This is a genomic window from Novosphingobium sp. Gsoil 351 (assembly GCF_009707465.1).
Lineage (GTDB): Bacteria > Pseudomonadota > Alphaproteobacteria > Sphingomonadales > Sphingomonadaceae > Novosphingobium.
This window is the reverse complement of sequence record NZ_CP046120.1, coordinates 3,427,363-3,447,224: the sequence shown is the minus strand read 5'-3', so window position 1 is coordinate 3,447,224 and position 19,862 is coordinate 3,427,363. Positions and strand designations below refer to the sequence as shown.

At 65.8% G+C, this 19,862-nt stretch carries 19 protein-coding genes and 1 tRNA gene; 10 read left to right on the top strand and 10 right to left on the bottom strand.

Annotated elements, in window-relative coordinates; genetic code table 11:
* Positions 1 to 48 precede the first annotated feature (48 nt).
* Positions 49 to 1,359 (top strand): phospholipid carrier-dependent glycosyltransferase, encoded by a 1,311-nt coding sequence (locus tag GKE62_RS16600; protein ID WP_154693784.1) that lies wholly within the window; start codon positions 49 to 51, stop codon positions 1,357 to 1,359.
* Positions 1,356 to 2,582 carry an MFS transporter gene (locus GKE62_RS16595; RefSeq protein WP_154693202.1) on the top strand — a complete coding sequence of 409 codons (1,227 nt, stop codon included), beginning with the start codon at positions 1,356 to 1,358 and terminating at the stop codon, positions 2,580 to 2,582. The genes GKE62_RS16600 and GKE62_RS16595 overlap by 4 nt, the downstream gene beginning before the upstream one ends.
* Here GKE62_RS16595 and GKE62_RS16590 read toward each other — a convergent pair.
* The 8 genes from GKE62_RS16590 to GKE62_RS16555 all read right to left on the bottom strand — a co-directional run bounded on the left by GKE62_RS16590 (position 2,560) and on the right by GKE62_RS16555 (position 9,752).
* Entirely contained in the window at positions 2,560 to 4,659 is a 2,100-nt protein-coding gene (locus GKE62_RS16590; RefSeq protein WP_154693201.1) for a prolyl oligopeptidase family protein, read from the bottom strand. The genes GKE62_RS16595 and GKE62_RS16590 overlap by 23 nt on opposite strands.
* A 79-nt stretch (positions 4,660 to 4,738) precedes the next feature.
* A complete protein-coding gene (locus GKE62_RS16585) occupies positions 4,739 to 5,911 on the bottom strand; it encodes a glycosyltransferase family 2 protein (protein ID WP_230206775.1) in 1,173 nt (390 codons plus the stop codon).
* Positions 5,912 to 5,961: 50 nt separating this feature from the next.
* Positions 5,962 to 7,020, bottom strand: a complete 1,059-nt coding sequence (gene leuB, locus GKE62_RS16580) for a 3-isopropylmalate dehydrogenase (RefSeq protein ID WP_154693199.1) — start codon at positions 7,018 to 7,020, stop codon at positions 5,962 to 5,964.
* Positions 7,017 to 7,655: a DNA repair protein RecO gene (locus GKE62_RS16575; protein ID WP_154693198.1), complete on the bottom strand. Its 639-nt coding sequence runs from the start codon at positions 7,653 to 7,655 to the stop codon at positions 7,017 to 7,019. Before GKE62_RS16575 ends, leuB begins: the two co-directional genes overlap by 4 nt.
* 44 nt (positions 7,656 to 7,699) lie before the next feature.
* The gene (locus GKE62_RS19230) at positions 7,700 to 7,996 is read right to left on the bottom strand and encodes a hypothetical protein (protein WP_230206774.1); all 297 of its coding nucleotides are present in this window, start codon (positions 7,994 to 7,996) and stop codon (positions 7,700 to 7,702) included.
* 57 nt (positions 7,997 to 8,053) lie between these two features.
* Complete coding sequence (locus tag GKE62_RS16565; protein WP_154693197.1) at positions 8,054 to 8,320, bottom strand: accessory factor UbiK family protein; 267 nt, start codon at positions 8,318 to 8,320, stop codon at positions 8,054 to 8,056.
* 62 nt (positions 8,321 to 8,382) lie between these two features.
* Positions 8,383 to 8,937, bottom strand: coding sequence for a TspO/MBR family protein (locus tag GKE62_RS16560; RefSeq protein ID WP_154693196.1), 555 nt, complete (start codon positions 8,935 to 8,937; stop codon positions 8,383 to 8,385).
* Between the two features lie 62 nt (positions 8,938 to 8,999).
* The gene (locus GKE62_RS16555) at positions 9,000 to 9,752 is read right to left on the bottom strand and encodes a TlyA family RNA methyltransferase (protein WP_230206773.1); all 753 of its coding nucleotides are present in this window, start codon (positions 9,750 to 9,752) and stop codon (positions 9,000 to 9,002) included.
* Between the two features lie 58 nt (positions 9,753 to 9,810).
* On the opposite strand from GKE62_RS16555, the gene GKE62_RS16550 reads away from it, so the two are divergent.
* Entirely contained in the window at positions 9,811 to 10,347 is a 537-nt protein-coding gene (locus GKE62_RS16550; RefSeq protein ID WP_154693195.1) for a hypothetical protein, read from the top strand.
* Between the two features lie 439 nt (positions 10,348 to 10,786).
* Complete coding sequence (locus GKE62_RS16545) at positions 10,787 to 11,902, top strand: branched-chain amino acid aminotransferase (RefSeq protein ID WP_154693194.1); 1,116 nt, start codon at positions 10,787 to 10,789, stop codon at positions 11,900 to 11,902.
* Positions 11,903 to 12,019: 117 nt separating this feature from the next.
* Here the strand turns inward: GKE62_RS16545 and GKE62_RS16540 are convergent, their stop codons facing one another.
* Together GKE62_RS16540 and GKE62_RS16535 are read right to left on the bottom strand one after the other, a co-directional pair.
* A complete protein-coding gene (locus tag GKE62_RS16540; RefSeq protein ID WP_154693193.1) occupies positions 12,020 to 13,393 on the bottom strand; it encodes a transposase in 1,374 nt (457 codons plus the stop codon).
* Between the two features lie 373 nt (positions 13,394 to 13,766).
* Positions 13,767 to 14,798 carry a DNA topoisomerase IB gene (locus GKE62_RS16535; RefSeq protein ID WP_154693192.1) on the bottom strand — a complete coding sequence of 344 codons (1,032 nt, stop codon included), beginning with the start codon at positions 14,796 to 14,798 and terminating at the stop codon, positions 13,767 to 13,769.
* 79 nt (positions 14,799 to 14,877) lie between these two features.
* Between GKE62_RS16535 and GKE62_RS16530 the strand changes: the two genes are divergently transcribed.
* From GKE62_RS16530 to GKE62_RS16505, 6 genes are all read left to right on the top strand, one after another.
* A tRNA-Gln gene (locus GKE62_RS16530) sits at positions 14,878 to 14,952 on the top strand.
* Between the two features lie 101 nt (positions 14,953 to 15,053).
* Positions 15,054 to 16,778 (top strand): site-specific integrase, encoded by a 1,725-nt coding sequence (locus tag GKE62_RS16525; RefSeq protein WP_154693191.1) that lies wholly within the window; start codon positions 15,054 to 15,056, stop codon positions 16,776 to 16,778.
* A 247-nt stretch (positions 16,779 to 17,025) separates the two neighbouring features.
* Positions 17,026 to 17,277, top strand: coding sequence for a hypothetical protein (locus tag GKE62_RS16520; protein ID WP_154693190.1), 252 nt, complete (start codon positions 17,026 to 17,028; stop codon positions 17,275 to 17,277).
* Between the two features lie 101 nt (positions 17,278 to 17,378).
* Complete coding sequence (locus GKE62_RS16515; RefSeq protein WP_154693189.1) at positions 17,379 to 18,455, top strand: hypothetical protein; 1,077 nt, start codon at positions 17,379 to 17,381, stop codon at positions 18,453 to 18,455.
* A 1-nt stretch (position 18,456) separates the two neighbouring features.
* On the top strand, positions 18,457 to 18,819 hold the full coding sequence (locus GKE62_RS16510; RefSeq protein ID WP_230206771.1) for a DUF2958 domain-containing protein: 363 nt from the start codon (positions 18,457 to 18,459) through the stop codon (positions 18,817 to 18,819).
* Between the two features lie 90 nt (positions 18,820 to 18,909).
* Complete coding sequence (locus tag GKE62_RS16505) at positions 18,910 to 19,635, top strand: PP2C family serine/threonine-protein phosphatase (protein ID WP_195908491.1); 726 nt, start codon at positions 18,910 to 18,912, stop codon at positions 19,633 to 19,635.
* Positions 19,636 to 19,862: the final 227 nt, after the last annotated feature.

Sequence of the window (19,862 nt, the reverse complement as noted above, 5' to 3'; positions counted from 1 at the left end):
AAAAGCGATTGCACGGCGCGGCTCTTGCGCCGTATCCGCGTCGCACCGATGATCGCGCGCCCTCAACCCGTTCCCGCGTCGCGCGATCCGCTGGGCTGGTGCTGGCTGATCACCGCATCGTTCCTGGCACTGGCGCTGCATCGCCTGGCGATCCCGTCGAAGCCGTATTTTGACGAGATCCACTATCTGCCGGCCGCGCGCAACCTGCTCGCGCTGACCGAGCTCAAGAACCCCGAGCATCCCTGGCTGGGCAAGGAACTGATCGCGGCGTCGATGTGGGCGCTGGGCGACAACCCGTTCGCGTGGCGGCTTCCCTCGGCGCTGGCGGGCGCGCTGGCGCTTTTCGCAGGCCTGCGCGCGACGTGGTGGGCCAGCCTCTCGCGCCCCGCGACGCTGATTGCGGGGGCGCTGCTGGCGAGCAATTTCCTTTTGTTCGTGATCGCGCGGATCGCCATGCTCGATCCGGCGATGCTGGCTTTCGCGATGGCTGCGGTGTGGTTGTGCGCCCGCGCCGTGCGGCGGCCGCGCCACGGCCACATTGCGCTGGGACTGGCGGGGCTGGCGCTGGGGCTTTCGCTCGCCGCCAAGTGGAGCGTCGCGCCGCTCGCCATCCTGCCGGGCCTAGCGTTCGCCATCGCACGCCTCGTCGACCTCAAGGGACGGCGCGCGAAGTTCTTCACCGCGCGTGATGCCGGGCCGGTCCCCGGCGTGTCGCTGGTCGAAGCTGGGATTTTGCTGGGAGCGATCCCGGTGGCGGTCTACCTGCTCAGCTTCCTGCCGCTGGGCTGGTTCGCGACCGGGGCGGTGCCCTTCTCCGACGTGCTCGAATTCCAGTGGCGGATGAAGGATCTGCAGGAGAGTGTTGTCAAGCCGCACCCATATCAGAGCCACTGGTGGCAGTGGGTCGCCAACTGGCGTCCCATCTGGTTCCTCTACGAACCGGTCGATGGCGCGCAGCGCGGCGTGCTGATGGTCGGCAACCCGCTGACGATGTGGCTGGGGCTCCCCGCCGTCCTCGCCTGCGCGATCTGGGGCTGGCTGCGGCGCGTCTCGTCCATGGGGGCCGCGATGCTCGCCACCGCGACGCTCTACGCCGCCAGCCTGGCGCTGTGGATCGTCGCGCCCAAGCCGGTCCAGTTCTATTACCACTACCTGCTGGCGGGGACTTTCCTGACAATTGCCCTCGCGCTCGTGCTCGGCGCGCTATGGCACCGTGGGCGGTATTGGCGATGTCTCGCGGCAATCGCCGTCGTCGCATCGCTCGGCCTGTTCGGCTGGTTCTATCCGATCCTGTCCTCGGCCAAGCTGCCGGGTACGGCATCGTTTCTAACCTACACCTGGCTGTACAGTTGGCGATGAGCGATCCCGCCGCCGGACCGAGCGAATGGCGTCGCGGCTGGTCGGTCGTACTGGGGTCGGCGGGGATGGCCGGCGTGGGCGCGGGACTCTACCAAAACCTTTCAAGCCTGTTCATGCCGGGCCTGCAAGAAGTCACGGGGGCGAGCCGCGGGGCGATCGGCGCATCCGCTGCATTGGGCCTGCTCGGCGCGCTCGCCGCGCCGTTTATCGGGCGCCTGGCCGACCGCATCGGCGCGGTCCCTGTGATCGTCGCCTCCGCGCTCAGCCTCGCCGTCACGCATCTGTGGCTGTCACTACTCAGCGGCGGGCTGTGGCAGTTTCAGATTGCCGTCGCGCTGCTCGCGGTGTCTGCCCCGGGGATGAGCGCGCTGGTCTACGGCCGCCTCGTCGCCACGCGTTTCGACCGCCATCGCGGGCTGGCGCTGGCGTTCGCCACCAGCGGGCTGTCGTTGACCACGGTGCTGCTACCCGGCCTGTTCGGCTGGATCATCGCGACCTGGGGGTTTCGCGCCGGGTATGAACTGCTCGCCGTGCTCGCGGTTGCGATCGGCATCCCCGCGGGGCTCTATGCGAGCCGCCAAGCCGGGGCGATCGTACGGCCGGCGCGGCGCCAACGGAGCGGCAAACCGCCATCGTGGACGAACCTGCTGTTCTGGCGGATCGCCGGGGCCACGATGCTGATCAACATCGGTACCGTCGGCATGGTCACCTCGCTGGCGCTGATCGGGGTCGAGCGGGGATTCGGGCTACCCGCCGCAGGCCTGCTGCTGTCCGCGTACGGCGCATCGCAGATCGCCGGGAGGATCGTGATGGGAGCGCTGATCGACCGGTTTGCCGCGAACCGGATCGCCGCCGCCTTCGGCCTCGCCTCCACCGCCGGGTTCATGGGCATGCAGTGGGGCGTCGACGCTCTGCCGTTCATGCTGGCCGCGGTGTTCGTTGCGGGGCTGCTCAACGGCGCCGAATACGATCTGGTGCCATTCCTGGTCAGCCGCCTGTTCCCGATCGAGAACTATAGCGAGGTGTTCGGACGGCTCTACCTGTTCTCACTGTTGAGCGGCGGGATCGGGCTGGCCGGGTTCAACCTGCTGCACGACTGGACCGGGGCCTACGCCGCACCTCTGGGCGTGGCGACGGTTTGCATGCTCCTCGCTGCGACGCTGCTCTACACGTTGCCGCCCTTGCGGCCTCACGCGCAGCTCAATCCATCAGTTTCTTCATGAAGTAGGTCATCTGCAGCGCGTTGCTGCGCGCCGATTGCTTGATGTCCGCGCCCGATCCGTGGCCGCCTTCGGTGTTTTCGTAATAATAGAACGGCAGCCCGTATTCCTCCATCCGCGCGGCGAACTTGCGGGCGTGCTGGGGGCCGGTGCGATCATCCTTGGTGGTGGTGAAGATGAACGGCTCGGGGTATTTTCCGTCCTTGCGCAAGTTCTGATAGGGCGAGGTCTTGCGCCAGAACGCCATGACCGCCGGGTCGGCGTTGACGTCGCCGTATTCGCCCTGCCACGATGCGCCCGCGGCGATCTTGGCGATGCGGATCATGTCGAGCAGCGGCACCTGGATCGCAATCGCATTCCACAATTCGGGATGCTGGATCATCGCCACGCCCATCAGCAGACCCCCGTTGGAGCCGCCTTCGATCCCCAGCCGCCGCGCCGAAGTGATCTTGCGCGCCGCAAGGTCGCGGCCAACCGCGGCGAAATCGTCGTAGATGACCTGCCGTTTCACGCCCAGCCCGGCCTCGTGCCACGCCGGGCCGAACTCCCCTCCACCGCGGATGTTGGCGAGCACGAACGCGCCGCCGCGCTCAAGCCACAGCTTACCGGTCAGCGCAGAGTAATACGGCGTCGAACTGACCTGGAACCCGCCATACGCGCTCATCAGGGTGGGGGTACTGCCGTCGTAGGCGATGTCCTTGCGGTGGACGACGAAGTACGGGATCTTCGTCCCGTCGCTGCTGGTCGCCTCGAGCTGTTCGACCTTGAGCGGCCCAGCGTCGAACTTGGCCGGAAGCGTCTTGGCCACCGCCAGCTTGCCGGTGGCAGCATCGCCCAGAAAGAGCGTGGTCGGGGTGGTAAATCCGCTGGCGGTCAGGAAGATCGCATCAGAGCGGGTGTCGGTGCTGCCGATGCCGAGCGCGAGGTTGTCGGGCAGCTTTAGCGTGGAGGTCGTCCATTTCCCGCCCCTGACAGGAGTCAGAGCCAGCACGCGTCCGCGCACGTTGTCCAGCGCAGCGAGGAGCAGGCGGTTCTTGGTCGATTGCATTCCTTCGAGCGCCATCCGCGGCCCCGGCGACCACACCAGCCGCGGCTTCAGCTTGTCGGGGTTCGCCAGCAGCGCGGCCCGATCGACCTCGGCGACGCTGCCGGCCTTGAACTGCGCGCCCGCCTCGGGCCAGTCCTCCTCGAGCTTGAGGATCACCCGGCCCGCGACCATTTCGTCGATCGATACCTTGCCTGACATCGCCACCCGGCGCACGCCGGCAGGAGTGACTACGAACGTCTCGTTATGGAAGAAATCAAGCGCGCGCTGGATTACCGCCAGCGTGTTGCCCGCCCCGTCGCGGAGTACCGCCGGGGCGGCGGCCACGTCCTTCTTATCGCCGCGATAGATTTCGACCGCGTCCGCCAATTGCTGGCCGCGGGTCAGGCGCTTCACAATATAAGGATAGCCTGACTCGGTCAGATCGCCGGGGGTCCATTCGGTGCTGACCAGCAGGTGGTCGCGATCCTCCCAGGTGACGTCGCTCTTGGCTCGGGGCAGGCGGAACCCGCCTTCGACGAACTTGGCCGTAGTCAGGTCGAATTCGCGGACCTCGACCGCGTCCTCGCCGCCGTCGGACAGGCTGATCAGGCACCGAGTCTCGTCGGGGAGCAGGCACTGCGCGCCCTTGAACACCCAGCTCTTGCTTTCGGCCTTGCCCAGCGCGTCGATGTCGAGCACCGTTTGCCACTTGGGCGCGGCGGTGCGGTAGTCGGCCAGCGAGGCCTTGCGCCAGATCCCGCGCAGATGATCGGCGTCCTGCCAGAAGTTGTAGATCTCGCCGCCCACGAAGCGCGGCATCGGGATCCGGTCCTTGGCCGAAGCCAGCGCCAGCGCCTCGTCATAGAGTGTGGCATAGCGCGGATCGGCCTCGAGCCGCTTCACCGTCACCGCATTGTGCGCCTCGACCCAGGCGAGCGAGCGGGCCGAGTCCTTTTCCTCGAGCCAGACGTAGGGATCGCCGCTCACGGTCTGGGCAATCGCGCCGATGGAGCAGGCGGCGAGGAGAGGAGCGGCGAAGGCCAGCAGGCGCATGGGCAACAATCTTTCGGCATCGTAGAATATTCAGGTCTATCGACCATGCAGACCGATGCAAGCGCCGACATGAACGGAATCAATACCGGCCCCACACAAACCGCGACGATAGCGCGAAATTCCACACCGAACCGACCGCGATGCCGATGATCGCCGCGGGGTAGGGGTGGAAACCGAAGCGCAGGAGCAACGCCGCCACTCCGACATTGGCGAGCAGACCGACCGAGCAGGTCAGCGCGAACCGCGCCCACCCGCGCGCCAGTTGCGAAAATCCGACCAGCCGCTTGTCGGCATACGTCAGCGTGTTGTTGAGCGCGAAGTTGAAGGTCATCGCGACCAGCGCCGCCACTGTTTGGCCGATGTCGAAAGCGGTGATCCAACCGCCGAACATCAGCGGCCGCCCGAACAGGCCGAGGAAGCTGGCGAGCACCGCCATGTGCACGACCACGCCCGCAGCGCCGATCGTCCCGAACAGTGCGAAGCGGGTGGGAATGATCCGGCCGAGCCACTTGTCGTAGAGCCCGACGAGGAATTCGAACACCACGGTACGGTCGAGCTTGCTCTCGCCCTCCGCCCGCGCGGCGAAATGGAGCGGGAACTCCTTGACCCGCAACGGCCGGTCGACCGTGGCGAGGATGTCGAGCAGGATCTTGAAGCCCACACCGGACAGCCGGTGGGCGTCGGCGCGCAAGATGTCGGCGCGGAGCATGAAATAGCCGCTCATCGGATCGCTTAGCTCGACGCCGGTGACCCGGCGGGCAAGACTGTTGGCGAAGCCCGAGGCCCGGACCCGGTCGGGTCGTCCCCACGCCTCGGTGCTGGCGCCCTCTGCGAAGCGCGAGGCATACGAAAGATCGTAGTCGCCCGATTGCACCGCGCTCAGCATCTGGGGCAGCAGCGCCGGATCGTGCTGGTGATCGGCGTCCATCACCGCCACCACCGGCGCAGCCGTCGCGCACATCCCCTCGATCGCGGCGGAGGCCAGCCCGCGCCGCCCGATCCGTTGGATCACCCGGACGCGGGGATCGCTCAGGCTGATCGCGCGGGCTTCGTCGGCGGTGCCGTCGGGGCTGTTGTCGTCGACCACGATCGCTTCCCAACCGATCTCGCCGAGCGCGGCATCGAGCCTCTCGACCAGCGAGCGCAGATTGGTGCGCTCGTTGAACGTCGGCAGGACGATCGCGAGTTGGAGCGCGCGCGCCTTCAAAGGCGCGCTCGTGTCGAGCGAAGTCGAGACACCCTGCGCTGTCACCGAAGGTACGGTACGACCCCTCGACTTCGCCGGGGATGAGCGGGTTTCAGTCATAGCCTTGCCACCACCGCATCACCGATTGCACGAGTGCCGTCGCTACCGCCCAGGTCCCCGCCGCGCACCCCGTCGGCCAAAGCCGCCGCCACCGCCGCCTCGACCCGCAACGCCTCGCGCTCCAGCCCCAACGAATGGCGCAGCAGCATCGCCAGGCTGAGGATCGCCGCCAGCGGATTGGCTTTGCCTTGCCCGGCGATGTCCGGGGCGCTGCCGTGGATCGGTTCGTAGAGCCCGAACGTGCCGTGATCGGTGGTGCGTTCGCCTAGCGAGGCGCTGGCCAGCAATCCGATCGAACCGACGCACATGCTCGCCTGGTCGGAAAGTATGTCGCCGAACAGATTGCCGGTGACGATCGTGTCGAACTGGCCGGGATTGCGCACGAGTTGCATCGCGGCGTTGTCTACATAGAGGTGGTCGAGCGTCACGTCGGGGTAGTCGGCCGAAACTTCGATCACCACCTCGCGCCACAGCTGGGAGGTTTCGAGGACGTTGGCCTTGTCGACCGAAGTCAGCCGCCCGTTGCGGCCCTGGGCGGCGCGGAACGCGACGTGGGCGATGCGGCGGACCTCGTCCTCGGCATAGCTCATCAAATCCCAGCCCTGGCGACGGCCATCGGCGAGCCTGCGCGTGCCCTTTTCGCCGAAATAGACGTCGCCGTTGAGTTCGCGCACGATCAGCAGGTCGATCGCCTGGGCGATCTCGGGACGAAGCGTGGAAGCGTCCTCCATTCCGTTGAAAAGCTTCGCCGGGCGCAGATTCGCGAACAGTCCGAGCGCGCTGCGCAGGCCCAAGATCGCCTGTTCGGGGCGCAGGCTGCGCTCCAGCCCGTCGCAGGTCGGATCACCGACCGCGCCAAACAGGATCGCATCCGCGGAACGGGCAGCCTCCAGCGTCTCGTCCGGCAGCGGATGGCCGTGGCGCTTGTAGGCGACGCCGCCGGCCTCGGCCTCGATCAGCACCAGTCCCGGCAGGGACAGCGCATCGAGCACGCGCAAGGTCTCGGCGATGACTTCGGGTCCGATCCCGTCGCCCGGCATAACGGCAATTCTCACTCAGGCCCCGCAATCCGTTTCAGCCGATCGATCAGAATCGAGCGCGCCGCCATAACATCGCCCCCTCGCCCCGCAAGCCCGCGCTCCTCAAACAGGCGGGTTTCGAGCAAATTGCCGAGGAGTTGGAGACGATCGAGAATTGCCTCCCAGTCGTCGCCCGGATCGCCGCCGCCGCCCGCCAGCGCCCGGCCGCCATAACCCAGTTCGCGCAGCAGCAGCGCCTCGTAGGCGGCCAGCGCCCGGCTCCAGCCCCGCGCCGAAGGGGCGTGGCAGATCGCGGCGAGCAGGCCGCCCAACGCCTGGTACAGCGCGGGATAGGGGTGGCCCTCGGGCAGCACCGTGGCGGTCAGCGCGCACGACCAGGCGATCGCGGCGCTGGCCAGCGGCTCGCCCAGCCATGGTCCGCGGCTCTCGACCAGCTCGACTTTGGCGAACGGCAACTGGCTGGCGGAGCGCCCGGAAATCTCGACGTCGAGCAGGTTGCCGGGGATCACCACCGGACGCAGCCGCCGCCCTCGCGCGCCTGCGCAATAGGCGGCGATCAGGCCGTGGTCGGCGGTCAGCATCCGGATCACCGCCGCAGTCTCGCCGTGCGCGCGCGATGCGCAGAGTATGGCGGGTGCGCGCAAGTGCATCGCGCCGCCCTACAACGGGATCGGGCGCGGGGGAAACCGGCGGGTCAGGCGTGCGCGGGGATTTCGGAGACCGAGTCGGCGCAATCGGCGCAGGGCACGCCAGATCCCTCGCGCAGCGCGCGCCGGGAGCGCGCGACCAGCGGGTTTTCATTGCGGCCCATCGTCCAGTTCTTCTGGAAGCGGACCGCCGGATTGGGTGCGCACCACAGCTCGCCATTGGCGTCGAGCGCGGTGACCCAAATCAGATTGTGCTCGGGTCCGTAGTCGATCATCCCGATCGCCAGTCCATCGCCCTTGCCCAGGACGTGGAGCGGCAGCGGCGGGTTGAGCTGGGTAAACATCGTCAGTACTCGGCAGGGGTGGACGAATTCCCTAACCGGCTGAACTCAATCCGGTTCCTAGCCCGCAGCAGGCCCGCGACCGGGCGCGCCCGCCTCCAGCGCCGCCAATCGCGCCTCGAGCTTGTCGGCATGTTCGCGCGCCGCGGCGGCGAGCGCCTTGACCGCTTCGAACTCCTCGCGGCTGACGAAATCGAGGCCGCCGAAGATTTCACGCGCCCGCTCACGCGCCGCATCGCGCCCTTCGCGCCCCACCCCGGCGAGCGTGCCCGCGGCGCTGTTGAGCAGCTTCACGAAATCGGAAACGATCGGGTTGTCGGTCTGCATGAACGGTCTCGCCTGGCTGGAGCGTCCCAAATGGTGCGCGCTGCGCGGAAATGCAATTCGCGTCAGAGTTGAATCCGCGTGGTGGCCGGCCCTGCCGCCCGACCGTCGGCGTCCGGGTTGGCGACGAGGAACTGCCAGTTGAGCACGGTCGCGAACAGCACCCACGCCAGGTAGGGCAGCAACAACAGCGCCGCCGGACGCCGCACCCGCCACGCAAGCGCGACGGTGACCAGCACCGCGATATCGAGCGCGGCCATCAGGTAGAGCGCGCCGGTGATTTGATGCGCGCCGAAGAACAGCGGCGACCAGCACAGATTGAGCGCGAACTGCACCGCGAACGCCGCCAGCGCGGCGCCACGCCCGAACGCGCCGCGCGCGGTCACCAGCATGGTCAGCGCCAGGCCCATCATCACGTAAAGGATCGACCACACGATCCCGAACGTGGCGGGCGGCGGGAACAGGCTGGGCTTGACCAGCGCATCGAACCACGGGTTGCCCGGCCCGCTTTGCGACAGACGGCCGGCGAGGAAGCCAAGCAGCGATATCGTGGGCACGATCAGCAATGCCCAGCGCAGGAAGCTCGCACGCAATTGCCCGCGCGAGGCGATAACGGTCATTCGGCGCAATCCCTTCGATTCGTCGCGGATAGTGGCGGCGCTGGGCCGGTGAGGCAACCGCGCTAACCACGCCGTGCCGCAATGAGGAACTCGACATTGCCTTCGGGGCCGGTGATCGGGCTGCGCTCGATCCCCAGCACGGTCCAAGGTTCGGACCAGCCTGCGCCCTCAAGCCAACCGCGGACCTCGTCGCACACCCGCTGGTGCAGCGCCGGATCGCGGACCACCCCGCCCTTGCCGACCTCGCCCTTGCCGACCTCGAACTGCGGCTTGATCAGCGCGATCAGCGTGGTCGGGCGCGCGGCGAGCGCGAGCGGAACTTCGAGCACCTTGGCCAGCGCGATGAAGCTGGCGTCGCACACCACCCAGCGGCACGGCCGATCGATCATCGCGGCGGTAAGGGTGCGCGCGCTGGTCTTTTCCAGCACCGTCACCCGCGGGTCATCGCGCAGCTTCCAGGCGAGCTGGTTGGTGCCCGAATCGACCGCGAAGACGTGTTCGGCGCCGTTCGCCAAAAGCACGTCGGTAAATCCGCCGGTCGAGCTGCCGATGTCCATCGCGGTCTCACCGGCGGGCGAAAGTCCGAACGCCTCGAGCGCATGCGCCAGCTTGATCCCGCCTCTAGAGACCCACGGATGGTCGCGCCCGCGCACTTCGAGCGGCGCGTCATCGCCCAGCACTTGCCCCGGCTTGGCCAGCTTGGTCTCGCCGCTGAAGACGTGCCCCGCCAGGATCAGCGCCTGCGCCCGAGCGCGGCTTTCGGCGAGCCCGCGCGCGACGAGCAACTGGTCGATGCGGGACTTGGCCGGTTTCACGGCGCGGGTCGTCCGATGGCGGGTTGTGGGGGCAAGCCTATGAATCCATAAGGCCGCGATGATCTCCATCCGGCTGTTGACGACCCTTGCGGGCATCGCGTTCCTGTCTGCCTGCGCGGCCCCGCGCAAGCCCGAACCCGCGCCGTTGCCAGCGCCTCCCCCGCCGCGCCCGGTCGCGACGGCAATCCCGGCGCAACCCCCGGCGGACTGGCGCGACGCCCCGGCGACCGCGGGCGCGTGGAGCTACGTGCCCGGCACCGCCGGATCGGCGGCGCTCTTCGCAAACGATCCCGCCGCCCCGCTAGCCGGTCTGCGCTGCGATCGTCCGGGCGGCCGCGTCGCGCTCAGCCGCGCCGGGGCCGCGCCCGGCCCGCTGCCGCTGACGATCGTCACCAGCACGCTGACCCGCGCGTTCACCGCGTCTCCCGAAAGCGGCGCCACGCCGCAACTATCGTTGCAGTTCGCCCCGCGCGATCCGGTGCTCGATGCGATGGCGTTCAGCCGCGGGCGGTTCGTGATCGAGGTGGCGGGGCTGCCTACGCTGTATCTGCCGGCCTGGCCGGAAATCGCCCGAGTGATCGAGGACTGCCGTTGAGCGAAAACCGTCATCGAGAGAGGCGAGGCGCGGGCGGCGCGAAGGCATAATTCTGACAACAAAATAATTTTCCGCAAGACTTGTCGTTTGCGCCGCGATGATTCACATTTGCCTCAGGTCCGGTCATCGCAGCCCGGTCCAGCCACTCCGACAAGGGTGGTGACTTTGGCTCTAACAGCGCGAAAGGAGGTGATCCGATGTCTCATGGTTCAGCAGGGAGGTCGGTTTCGTGTCCCATGGAGCACTATCGTTGATGCATCGACGATAGAGGTTTCGTGGAGCGGCACTTCCGGCCGCTGACCATGCGAAGGGCCGCCCGGATTGTCCGGTGCGGCCCTTCTCATTTGTGGGGGCGCTAATAATTATATGTCTTCTGCCTTGCCTTTGACGCAATTTATGGGCAGTGCGCCGCCAACCGCAACCGAGCAGGATTGATTTCATGGCGACCCTCGCCGAAGCCCGCGTGATGACCTCGCCCCCCTTCACCCGCATCCCTCATCCCGCGCCGGTTCCAGCAGCCGCCCGGGCCCAGGCGCTCACCGACCCCGGCTTCGGCAAGGTTTTCTCCGACCACATGGTCACGATCGAGTGGACTGCCGGGCAAGGCTGGCACGCGGCGACACTAGGTCCGCGCGGCCCGCTCACGCTCGATCCCGCTGCTGCCGTACTCCACTATGCCCAGGAGATCTTCGAGGGATTGAAGGCTTATCGCCGCGATGACGGCTCGATCACCCTGTTCCGTCCCCAGGCCAACGCCGCGCGGTTCAACGCTTCGGCCCAGCGGCTGGCGATGCCCGAGATGCCCGAGGAGCTTTTCATCGAGGCGATCCGCCAGATCGTCCTCGCCGACCGCGATTGGTTTCCGGATGTCGAGGGCGGATCGCTCTACCTGCGCCCGTTCATGTTCGCGTCGGAAGCGTTCCTCGGCGTGCGCCCGGCCAAGGAATACAAGTTCCTGGTGATCGCCAGCCCCGCCGGCAACTATTTCAAGTCAGGCGCGCCGGCGGTGTCGATCTGGGTCAGCGAGGACTACACCCGCGCCGCGCCCGGCGGCACCGGGGCGGCCAAGTGCGGCGGCAACTACGCCGCCAGCCTTGTCCCCCAGGCCGAGGCGATCGCTCTGGGCCACGACCAGGTGGTGTTTCTCGACGCCGCCGAACGCAAGTGGATCGAGGAACTCGGCGGCATGAACCTGTTCTTCGTGTTCGCCGACGGCAGCCTGATCACGCCGCCCTTGGGCGGCACGATCCTGCCCGGAATCACCCGCGACAGTCTGCTGTCGCTCGCCGCCGACGAGGGCCTGGCGGTGCGCGAGGAACGCTACAGCCTCGACCAATGGCGCGAGGATTCGGCCAGCGGCCGCCTGACCGAAACGTTCGCCTGCGGCACCGCGGCGGTGGTCACCGCGGTGGGCCGCGTCGCCGGGCGCGACGGGGAATTCACGATCGGCTCGGGCAGCCCCGGCCAGATGACCCAGCACCTGCGCGAGCGTTTGGTCGCAATCCAGCGCGGCAAGGCGCCGGATCCGCACGGCTGGGTGATGCGGCTGGCTTGAGGCGGGATCGGCGCAAGATCGGGATGTCCGTTTGCGACCCTATTCTGTTGAAGAAGTCGGCCTCTGCGACGGCCAGGCGGCAACGCAGACAGCAAGCGAGCTGGCTCCCGCTCCCGTTCAGGCGGGTGCGAGCCGCCGCATCGGAGTAATCTTCGCCATTTTCCGGAGGTTTTGGGCTGCGGCGGCGAGGTGGAACTCGTCTCTTGCTCCCTTGGGACCGCGCAGGCGCAAGCGATCCAGCTTTAGGATGCGCTTGAGGTGGGCGAACAGCATCTCGACTTTCTTCCGTTGGCGGCGTGACACGAGATACGCATCAGTGGTGGCGATATCCCGTGCGAGGTCGCGCGCGCCTTCGTGGATCGAGCGGGTGACCTTGCGAGCGGGCATGTTCGGCGTGCATTGCTGCCGGAAGGCGCAGTCCTGGCAGTCCTGCTGACGCGCGCGGTAGCGGATCGACCCGTCCTTATCGACGCCGGCACGCGGATTGCTGAAGTTGCGATTGGACCGCCGCAGGCGGTTACCGCCGGGGCAGAGGTAGCTGTCGTCTTCATGGTCATAGACGAAGTCGGCGCGCTCGAAGCTGCCATCGTTGCGGGCGGACTTGTCGAACACCGGGATATGCGGCTCGATGCTCTTGTCCTCGACCAGCCAGGCCAGGTTGGCTGCCGATCCGTAGGCCGCGTCGGCCACAAGCCGCTCGGGCCAGATACCGAAGCGCTCCTGCGTTCGCTCGATCATCGTGCGTTGGGCGGTTACTTCCGCCTGGCGGACCGAGGTCGTCGCCTCGACGTCGACGATCACCGCGTGATCGAGGTCGATCAGGTAGTTGGTGCTGTAGGAGTAGAACGCCGCCTCGCGGGTTGCCGCGGCCCAGCGCGAGGCAGGGTCGGTGAGGTTGATCCGCTTGGGTGTCACCGGCGTCGCGCCGCCGAACGCGGCATCGTCGAGCACTTCCAGATACTCGCGCACAGCGCGTCCGACCACTTCGGTCGGCAGGCCTTCTTCGCCGGGCACCGAGCGCTGGCGATGGACATCGGCGCGGATGAGGCTCGCGTCGACCGCGAAGCCTTCGCCGCCCACCAGCCCCTCGGCCATGCAGCGTTCGACAGTCATCTCGAACAGTCGCCGCAGCAGATCGCTGTCGCGGAAGCGACCGTGCCGGTTCTTTGAGAAGGTCGAGTGATCGGGCACCGCGCCTTCGAGTCCGAGCCGGCAGAACCAGCGATAGGCGAGGCTGAGGTGCACCTCCTCGCACAGCCGCCGCTCCGAGCGAATGCCCATGCAGTAGCCGATGATAAGCATCCGGATCATCAACTCGGGATCGATCGAGGGCCGCCCCGTCTCGCTGTAAAAGGGCCTCAGGTGCTCTCGGAGCACACCAAGATCGACGAACCGGTCGATCGCTCGAAGCAGGTGATCTGCTGGAACGTGATCCTCGATGCTGAAGCTGTAAAACAGCGCTTCCTGCATCATCGTTCGCTCGCCCATCATCAGCAGGTCTCCTGATAACAGGGCCAGTGAATCAGGACTTTAACCCCACTGCATGGGCGAGTTTTTCAACACAATACACCCCCATCCGGACACCTGTTTATACTTTCCTACATCGCCCAAATCTGGCTCATCCTGCGTGATGAGATCGACCGCGCACTGCGACGCCCGTTCCGTCCACCGACCCGTGTGCAAAGACCGCAAGCTCACGCTTCGCAGCGTCGCGAGGCGACGGTTTTTGGCGGAATCGCGGGACCGGTGCGCCATGTCGAAGGTCCATCGATTCATTACCCTTGGACAGTGGCCAAGTGGTCCAAGCCCCCAATCCTCGACGGAATCGCGGCCGAGCGAAATGAGCAGGCTAGGTGCTCGGCGCTTATGCCGCCGCGATCAGTTTTGCCGCGCTGGGGCCCTTCTCGAGCAGATCGATCAAAGCGCGTTCGTGCGGCGACAGCCATCGCGTCGCGCGCGGCAGCTTAAGGGTCGCGCGCCATTTGACCTGGCGGTCGACCAGCGCGATCACCGCCGGGTGAATATAGCTTTTGCGCGCGATCGCCGGGGTGTTGCCAAGACGTGCGGACACCGCCTCGGCCAGCGCCTTGACCGACAGTGCGCCTTGCGCCTCGGCCAGCGTCTGCAACCCGATCGCGCTGGCGTGCCACGTGCGAAAGTTCTTGGCGGTGAAATCCTCGCTCATGGTCTCGCGCAAGTAGTCGTTGACCTCGGCCGAGCCGACCGGCTGCGCCACGCCGTCGTCGTCGAGATACTGGAACAGGTGCTGGCCGGGCAGGTCCTGCATCCGCTTGACGAAGCGGGCGAGGCTCTTGTCGCTGATCTTCATTTCGCACAGCTTGCCCGACTTGGCCTTGAACCGCAGCTTGAGCACGCTCCCGGAGACGTCGGCGTGGCGCATCCGCAGCGTGGTCGCGCCGAAGCTCTTGTTGTCCTTGGCGTATGTCTCGTTGCCGACGCGGATCCCGCCGGTGTCGAGCAGGCGGACGATGCTCGCCACCGCGCGTTCGCGGGTCAGCCTGGGTGAGCGCAGATCGTCCTCGACCCGCTTGCGCACCAGCGGCAGCAGGCGCCCGAACCGCGCGGCCGAATCGAACTTCTCGCCTTCCTGGAGCGCGCGGAAATCGGGGTGATAGCGGTATTGCTTGCGCCCCTTGGCGTCGATGCCGGTGGCGAGCAGGTGGCCGTTGTCCGCCGGGCAGAACCACGCGTCGACATAAGCGGGGGGCAGCGCGATGCGGTTGAGCCGGTCGATCTCGTCGCGGTCGGTCACGCGCCGGCCCTTCGCGTCGAAGTACGCCCAGCCCTTGCCGGCCTTGCGGCGGGTCAGCCCCGGGAGGCTGTCGTCGCAATAGATCAGGCGCGATTTGCCCGCGCGGAAGGTGGTCTGAGTCATGGGAAAGCGAACGGGCTCGCCGCATCGAAGTTCCGCCCCTTCCCTTCGCGCCTTCGCCCGCTATAAGCGCGCCGCCTGCTGGGGCGTCGCCAAGTGGTAAGGCAGCGGCTTTTGATGCCGCCATTCGCAGGTTCGAATCCTGCCGCCCCAGCCAGTTTCGCCGCAACTCATTGCCACGAATAGCTTTTCTGACGGCGCCTGTAGCACGGTGGGGTTTTGCTACAGAACCCTGCTACAGAGAAAGGCTATCTGGGCATGGGTTCGGTCCCAAATACGGTGCGACGCGGAGGGATCTTTCACTTCCGCCGTGCGGTCCCCGCAGTGCTTCAAGAACTCTTCACTCGGAACGAGTTAACGTGCAGTCTGCGTACGGCGGACGTCGCACTCGCTCGCCGCTTGTCGCGGACTCTTTACGTCTGCACTGAGGAATTGTTCGATGCTGTCAAAGCCGGGCCGATGCTGACCGACGACGACATCACGGCCCTGGTGAAAGACTTTTACAGCTCTATCCTCGCGCAGGACGAAGCGGTCCGGCTGATGCGTGACGACCCTATCCCCGAGGATCGGCGCGCACACTATGTCGAACATTACCGGCAACTCGCGGAGCGTTCCCGCATCGACCTGGCCAACAGCGCCTTCGGGTCGGTGAGGACAATCACCAGCACAATGCTCGCCCGGCGCTTTGGTCGGGAGGTGTCACTGGACAAGGTCGACGCGCGACGCGCGTCTCACGCCATGCTGCGAGCCGGGGTGGAGGTGGCGGAGACCTTGAGGGCACGGGCCGAAGGCGACTTCAACTACGAACCCAAGGACAGGCTGCTCCTGGCCACGCTGGAAGAACCTGCTGCGATCCCCCGAGCGGCTTCCAAACCGGAACCGGTTTCCTCACCAGTGCTGGTCCCGGCTGGCCCACCGTTCAGCGAGGAGGCGGAAGCGTTTCGGCAGGCTCAGTTGCGGCGCAAGGTCTGGGAGCAGCAAACCGCCTTGCAGGCGCGGAAGACGTTCGAGCTGTTCGCCGAACATTTTGGCGACCGTCCACTTGCGCACTTCACGCGCCGTGATGCAGCACGGTTCAAGGAACTCCTGGAGGACCTTCCAGCCAACTACGGTAAGGCCCCCGAATATCGCGGTCTGAGGGGGGATCAGATAATCGAGCGCTCCCGCTCGCTCGACATACGGCGGCTTTCTCCCCGCACCGTTCAGCGACACTTTGCGGCACTTGCGTCGCTATGGGCATCTGTGATCGAGCATGGTCGAGCCGACGCAAACATCTTTGCCGAATGGAAGTTCGCCGCCAGCAAGCGGGCCCGCGACCAGCGACAGATGTGGGAAACGGACGAGCTCCAGGCGCTGTTTTCCTCGCCCGTTTGGGCAGGTTGCCAGTCTCCGCATCGCCGATCGAAGCCCGGCACCCTAATCTTGCGGGATGAGAAGTTCTGGCTGCCACTGATCGCCGTATTCACCGGCATGCGGCAGGAGGAAATCTGCCAGCTTCGCCTCGCGGACCTTCGTCAGGTTGATGGCATCTGGATCTTCGATCTCAACATCCGGTCGGGCCAGCAACTCAAGAACGCGAATGCTATCCGACAGGTGCCGGTCCATGACGAGCTCCTCCGCCTTGGACTCCTCATTTATGCCGAAGAGCAGCGGAACATGGGCAAGACCTTGCTCTTTCCCAATCTTCAGCCGGGCGGAGCGGACGATCGCCTGGGCCACAACTACTCGAAGTGGTTCAGCCGCTATCGACGCGAGACCGACCTTTTCGTCCCGGGCCGCGACTTCCACTCGTTCCGCCATAGTGCGACTACCTTCATGTCACGCGCGGGCGTGCAACACACGGTCATCGACGCCGTGACCGGCCATGCAACCGCAGGTGAGACAGCGCGATATGACAAGGGACTCACGGTTTCCAATCTGAAGGCGGCGATCAATACGATCGAAATAGGAGTCGACCTTTCGCGACTCCATTCGACAGACTGATTGGGGCGGTCCCTAGCGCCCTGCCAGAAACGATGGGGGGACTGACCGTTGGTCGGCCAGTCGGACCGACAGCTGCAGATCCTATATCCCCTGCCCCTGCCCCCCTGCCCCTGCCCCTAATACTTCCACCTTCTCTTCTACCTCCATCTCCATCTCCATCTCCATCTCCATCTCCATCTTCACCTTCACCTCCTAAAAATTCTTCCCTGCGTTCCCGGGAGAACCATTGAGAAAAAGGAGAAAGCCCGTGAAGTTCGACCAGATGCCCGACGCAAAGGTGAAGCCAGGGGACACGCCCGATATGCGCCAGGCGATCCACCTGATCGAAGAATACAGGCGGGTCGCAAAGCGCCCGATCGACTGTCAGCTCAAGCTCGACAAGCGCACCAGCTATTACCCGGACAGTGGGACGCTCAACGAGGACAACAAGAGGGCTGGTGCGCAGCGCGGCATCGCCGCTTTGCGGGCGTGGCTCGACCAACCTCGCTTTGAAGATTAGGCTTCACGCCCTATCGCACGAACGGTCTGCAAACATCGCTGCCCCCATCGTGAATCCTTCCTGTGCCCCTGCAATCTCGCAGGCGGCACAGGAGGAACTCAATGATCCCTGTCGCTGACAACCCCATTACCCAGTTGCCGATAGTCCCGACTGCTGTGCTCGTGAAGCACCGCGTCTATGAGCAGTTCGACAACCGCTTCCGTTCCTGCGCGCGGCTTCTTCAGTCGTTGTGGCGCCAGCGCCAGAACCTGCCAATTGGTACCTACACCAGGACCTCTGGAAGCAAGCGTACCATCGGTTCGCTGATCTCGACCGCTGCCGGCACCGAAGGCCGCAACTTCCTCACCCCCGCGATCGCCGAGATTGCCCGGCTCGAAGCTGCCTACCAGGAACGTGATGCGCTGATCGACCAGAACCGGCTGTTCACCAACCTTCTTTCGTCCATGCCCTTGGCTTTCAATGCCTGCGTGCCGCTGCATCTCGACCGCGACCTCGCCGCGCGGGTCCTTCGTGCGATCATTCCCGGTATCGACCTCAAGGCGGTGGTCGACGTGCTCTTCGAACACAGCCCAGGTCGACAGGATCCGACCCTGACAGGCGACCGCAGTGCCTTCGACGTCGCCTTCGTCTACGAGCGGAGCGACGGAAAGCGCGGCCTCTTGGGGCTCGAGGTCAAGTACAGCGAGACGGGCACCGAGCCGGCACCGCCGGAGCTCAATCCGCGTTACACCGACCTCGCCCGTTCATCGGGACTGTTCAAGGAACCGGATCACGCGGCGCTGCGCGTCAATCCGCTGCAGCAACTGTTCCGCGAGCATCTGCTGGCCCAGGCTGTGGTGATGCGCGGCGCCTACGCCGAGGCTTACTTCGTGCTGGTCGCGCCGCGCCTCAACCACCTCGTGCAGAACAGCGCGTCGCTCTATGCCAGCTTCCTCGCGAAGCCGACCAATGGACAGGTACCCTTCGTCAACGTGGAGCTGGAGCAGCTGGTCGGCGCATTCGGCTGGTCAGGAGCCCACGATCATTCGCTCGCTCTTACCGAAAGATACCTGGACTGGGGCAGAATCGATGAGGTCGTGCGTGCAGCTGTGAAGGCCAAGGGCAAGACGTGGCAGACCGAGCAAGCCCCACCGGCCAGGCCGGCCGTCGTTCGCAGCCCGAAACCCAAGGCCGCCTGACGTGTCGCGGACGGCGCGCCCCGCCTTCATAGACGAAGCGCCCTTCGCACAGCTCCTCGCCAACGGTCACTGCACCGCTGGCGGGGAGACCTTCGACCCGCACCCGGTGATCAAGCTTTTCACACCAGACGCGAATGCCACCTGGCTCCTGACGGAGCTCGATCCTGACGACGAGGATCGTGCCTTCGGCCTTTGCGATCTCGGGTTTTCCTCGCCAGAGCTCGGCTACGTCCGCCTCAGCGACCTCGAAAACCTGCGCGGACCATTCGGGCTCGCTGTCGAACGCGACGAACACTTCAGCGCCGATCGGCCACTCTCTGTCTATGCAGAACAGGCCCGGTTGTCCGGTAGGATTATCTGCTAGCCGAAATCGCATGTCCGTCCGCGCGGGCGCCTTCGTCAAAAGCGACCAATGAAGATTGTGATGCTTAACACCTTCGCACAGTGTTCGGCCATGACCGACGTTGGTCACGTGCGCGCGAACAACGAAGACTCTATCGCAGTGGCCGGCACGGACGCGTTCCCCCTCTTCTGTTGGGAAGGGGAACTCGCGCTCCGGCATGGCTGGGCGCTGGTGGGCGATGGGATGGGCGGGCATGTTGCCGGCGAGGCCGCAAGCCAGCTCGCCATCGAGTTGCTGAGACCGGTCATGAGCCAGCTCACCAACTCGGAGCAGGTCACTGCAGCATTGCAAGCGGTGAACGAGGCTCTCTTCGACATCATGGAGCGCCATCCGGCGCTCGCGGGCATGGGCACAACGATCGCCGGTGTCATCTTGCTTGGCGATCGAGCTTTGGTTTTCAACTTGGGCGACAGCAGGGTCTACCTTCACCATCAACACACACTGACCCAGCTCAGTCAGGACGACGTGATCGGCGGCAACATGCTCACGCAATGCCCCGGCGGCCTAGACGCCCCGGCAGAGCTCGGGCCGCACGTCCAAGAGATCGGCCTGGCACCTGGCGCGGCGCTTCTGCTCTGTTCCGACGGGCTCACCGACATGCTCACGGACGCGGAAATCGCGGCCTTGCTGTATTCATCTGACTCTCATTCCGCCGAACGAGTCGTCCAGGCCGCCCTCAATGCGGGCGGTATCGATAACGTATCGGCGGTTGTGATCCATATTGGCAACTTGCCGTTTCCCAACCGCCCGGGGTTTAAAGTCCGTTTGGGCCGTTAGTGGACTGTCTGTTTCGCCGATCAAACACCGATGAAGCCGTCGTTCGGCTCATGCAAATGAGCCGCCCGCGGTCAACGCCTGCTAGGGTCAAGCGGCGCTTACGCGCGGCAATGTGAGTGATCGGTCGCGTCACTCCCCACATCGATCAAGCTGCGGCTCGCGCTTAGCGTTCGCCATGAGTTGGGCGTTAGCTGACTGAACAGAGTCCCTCCGGAGATCAGCTGCTC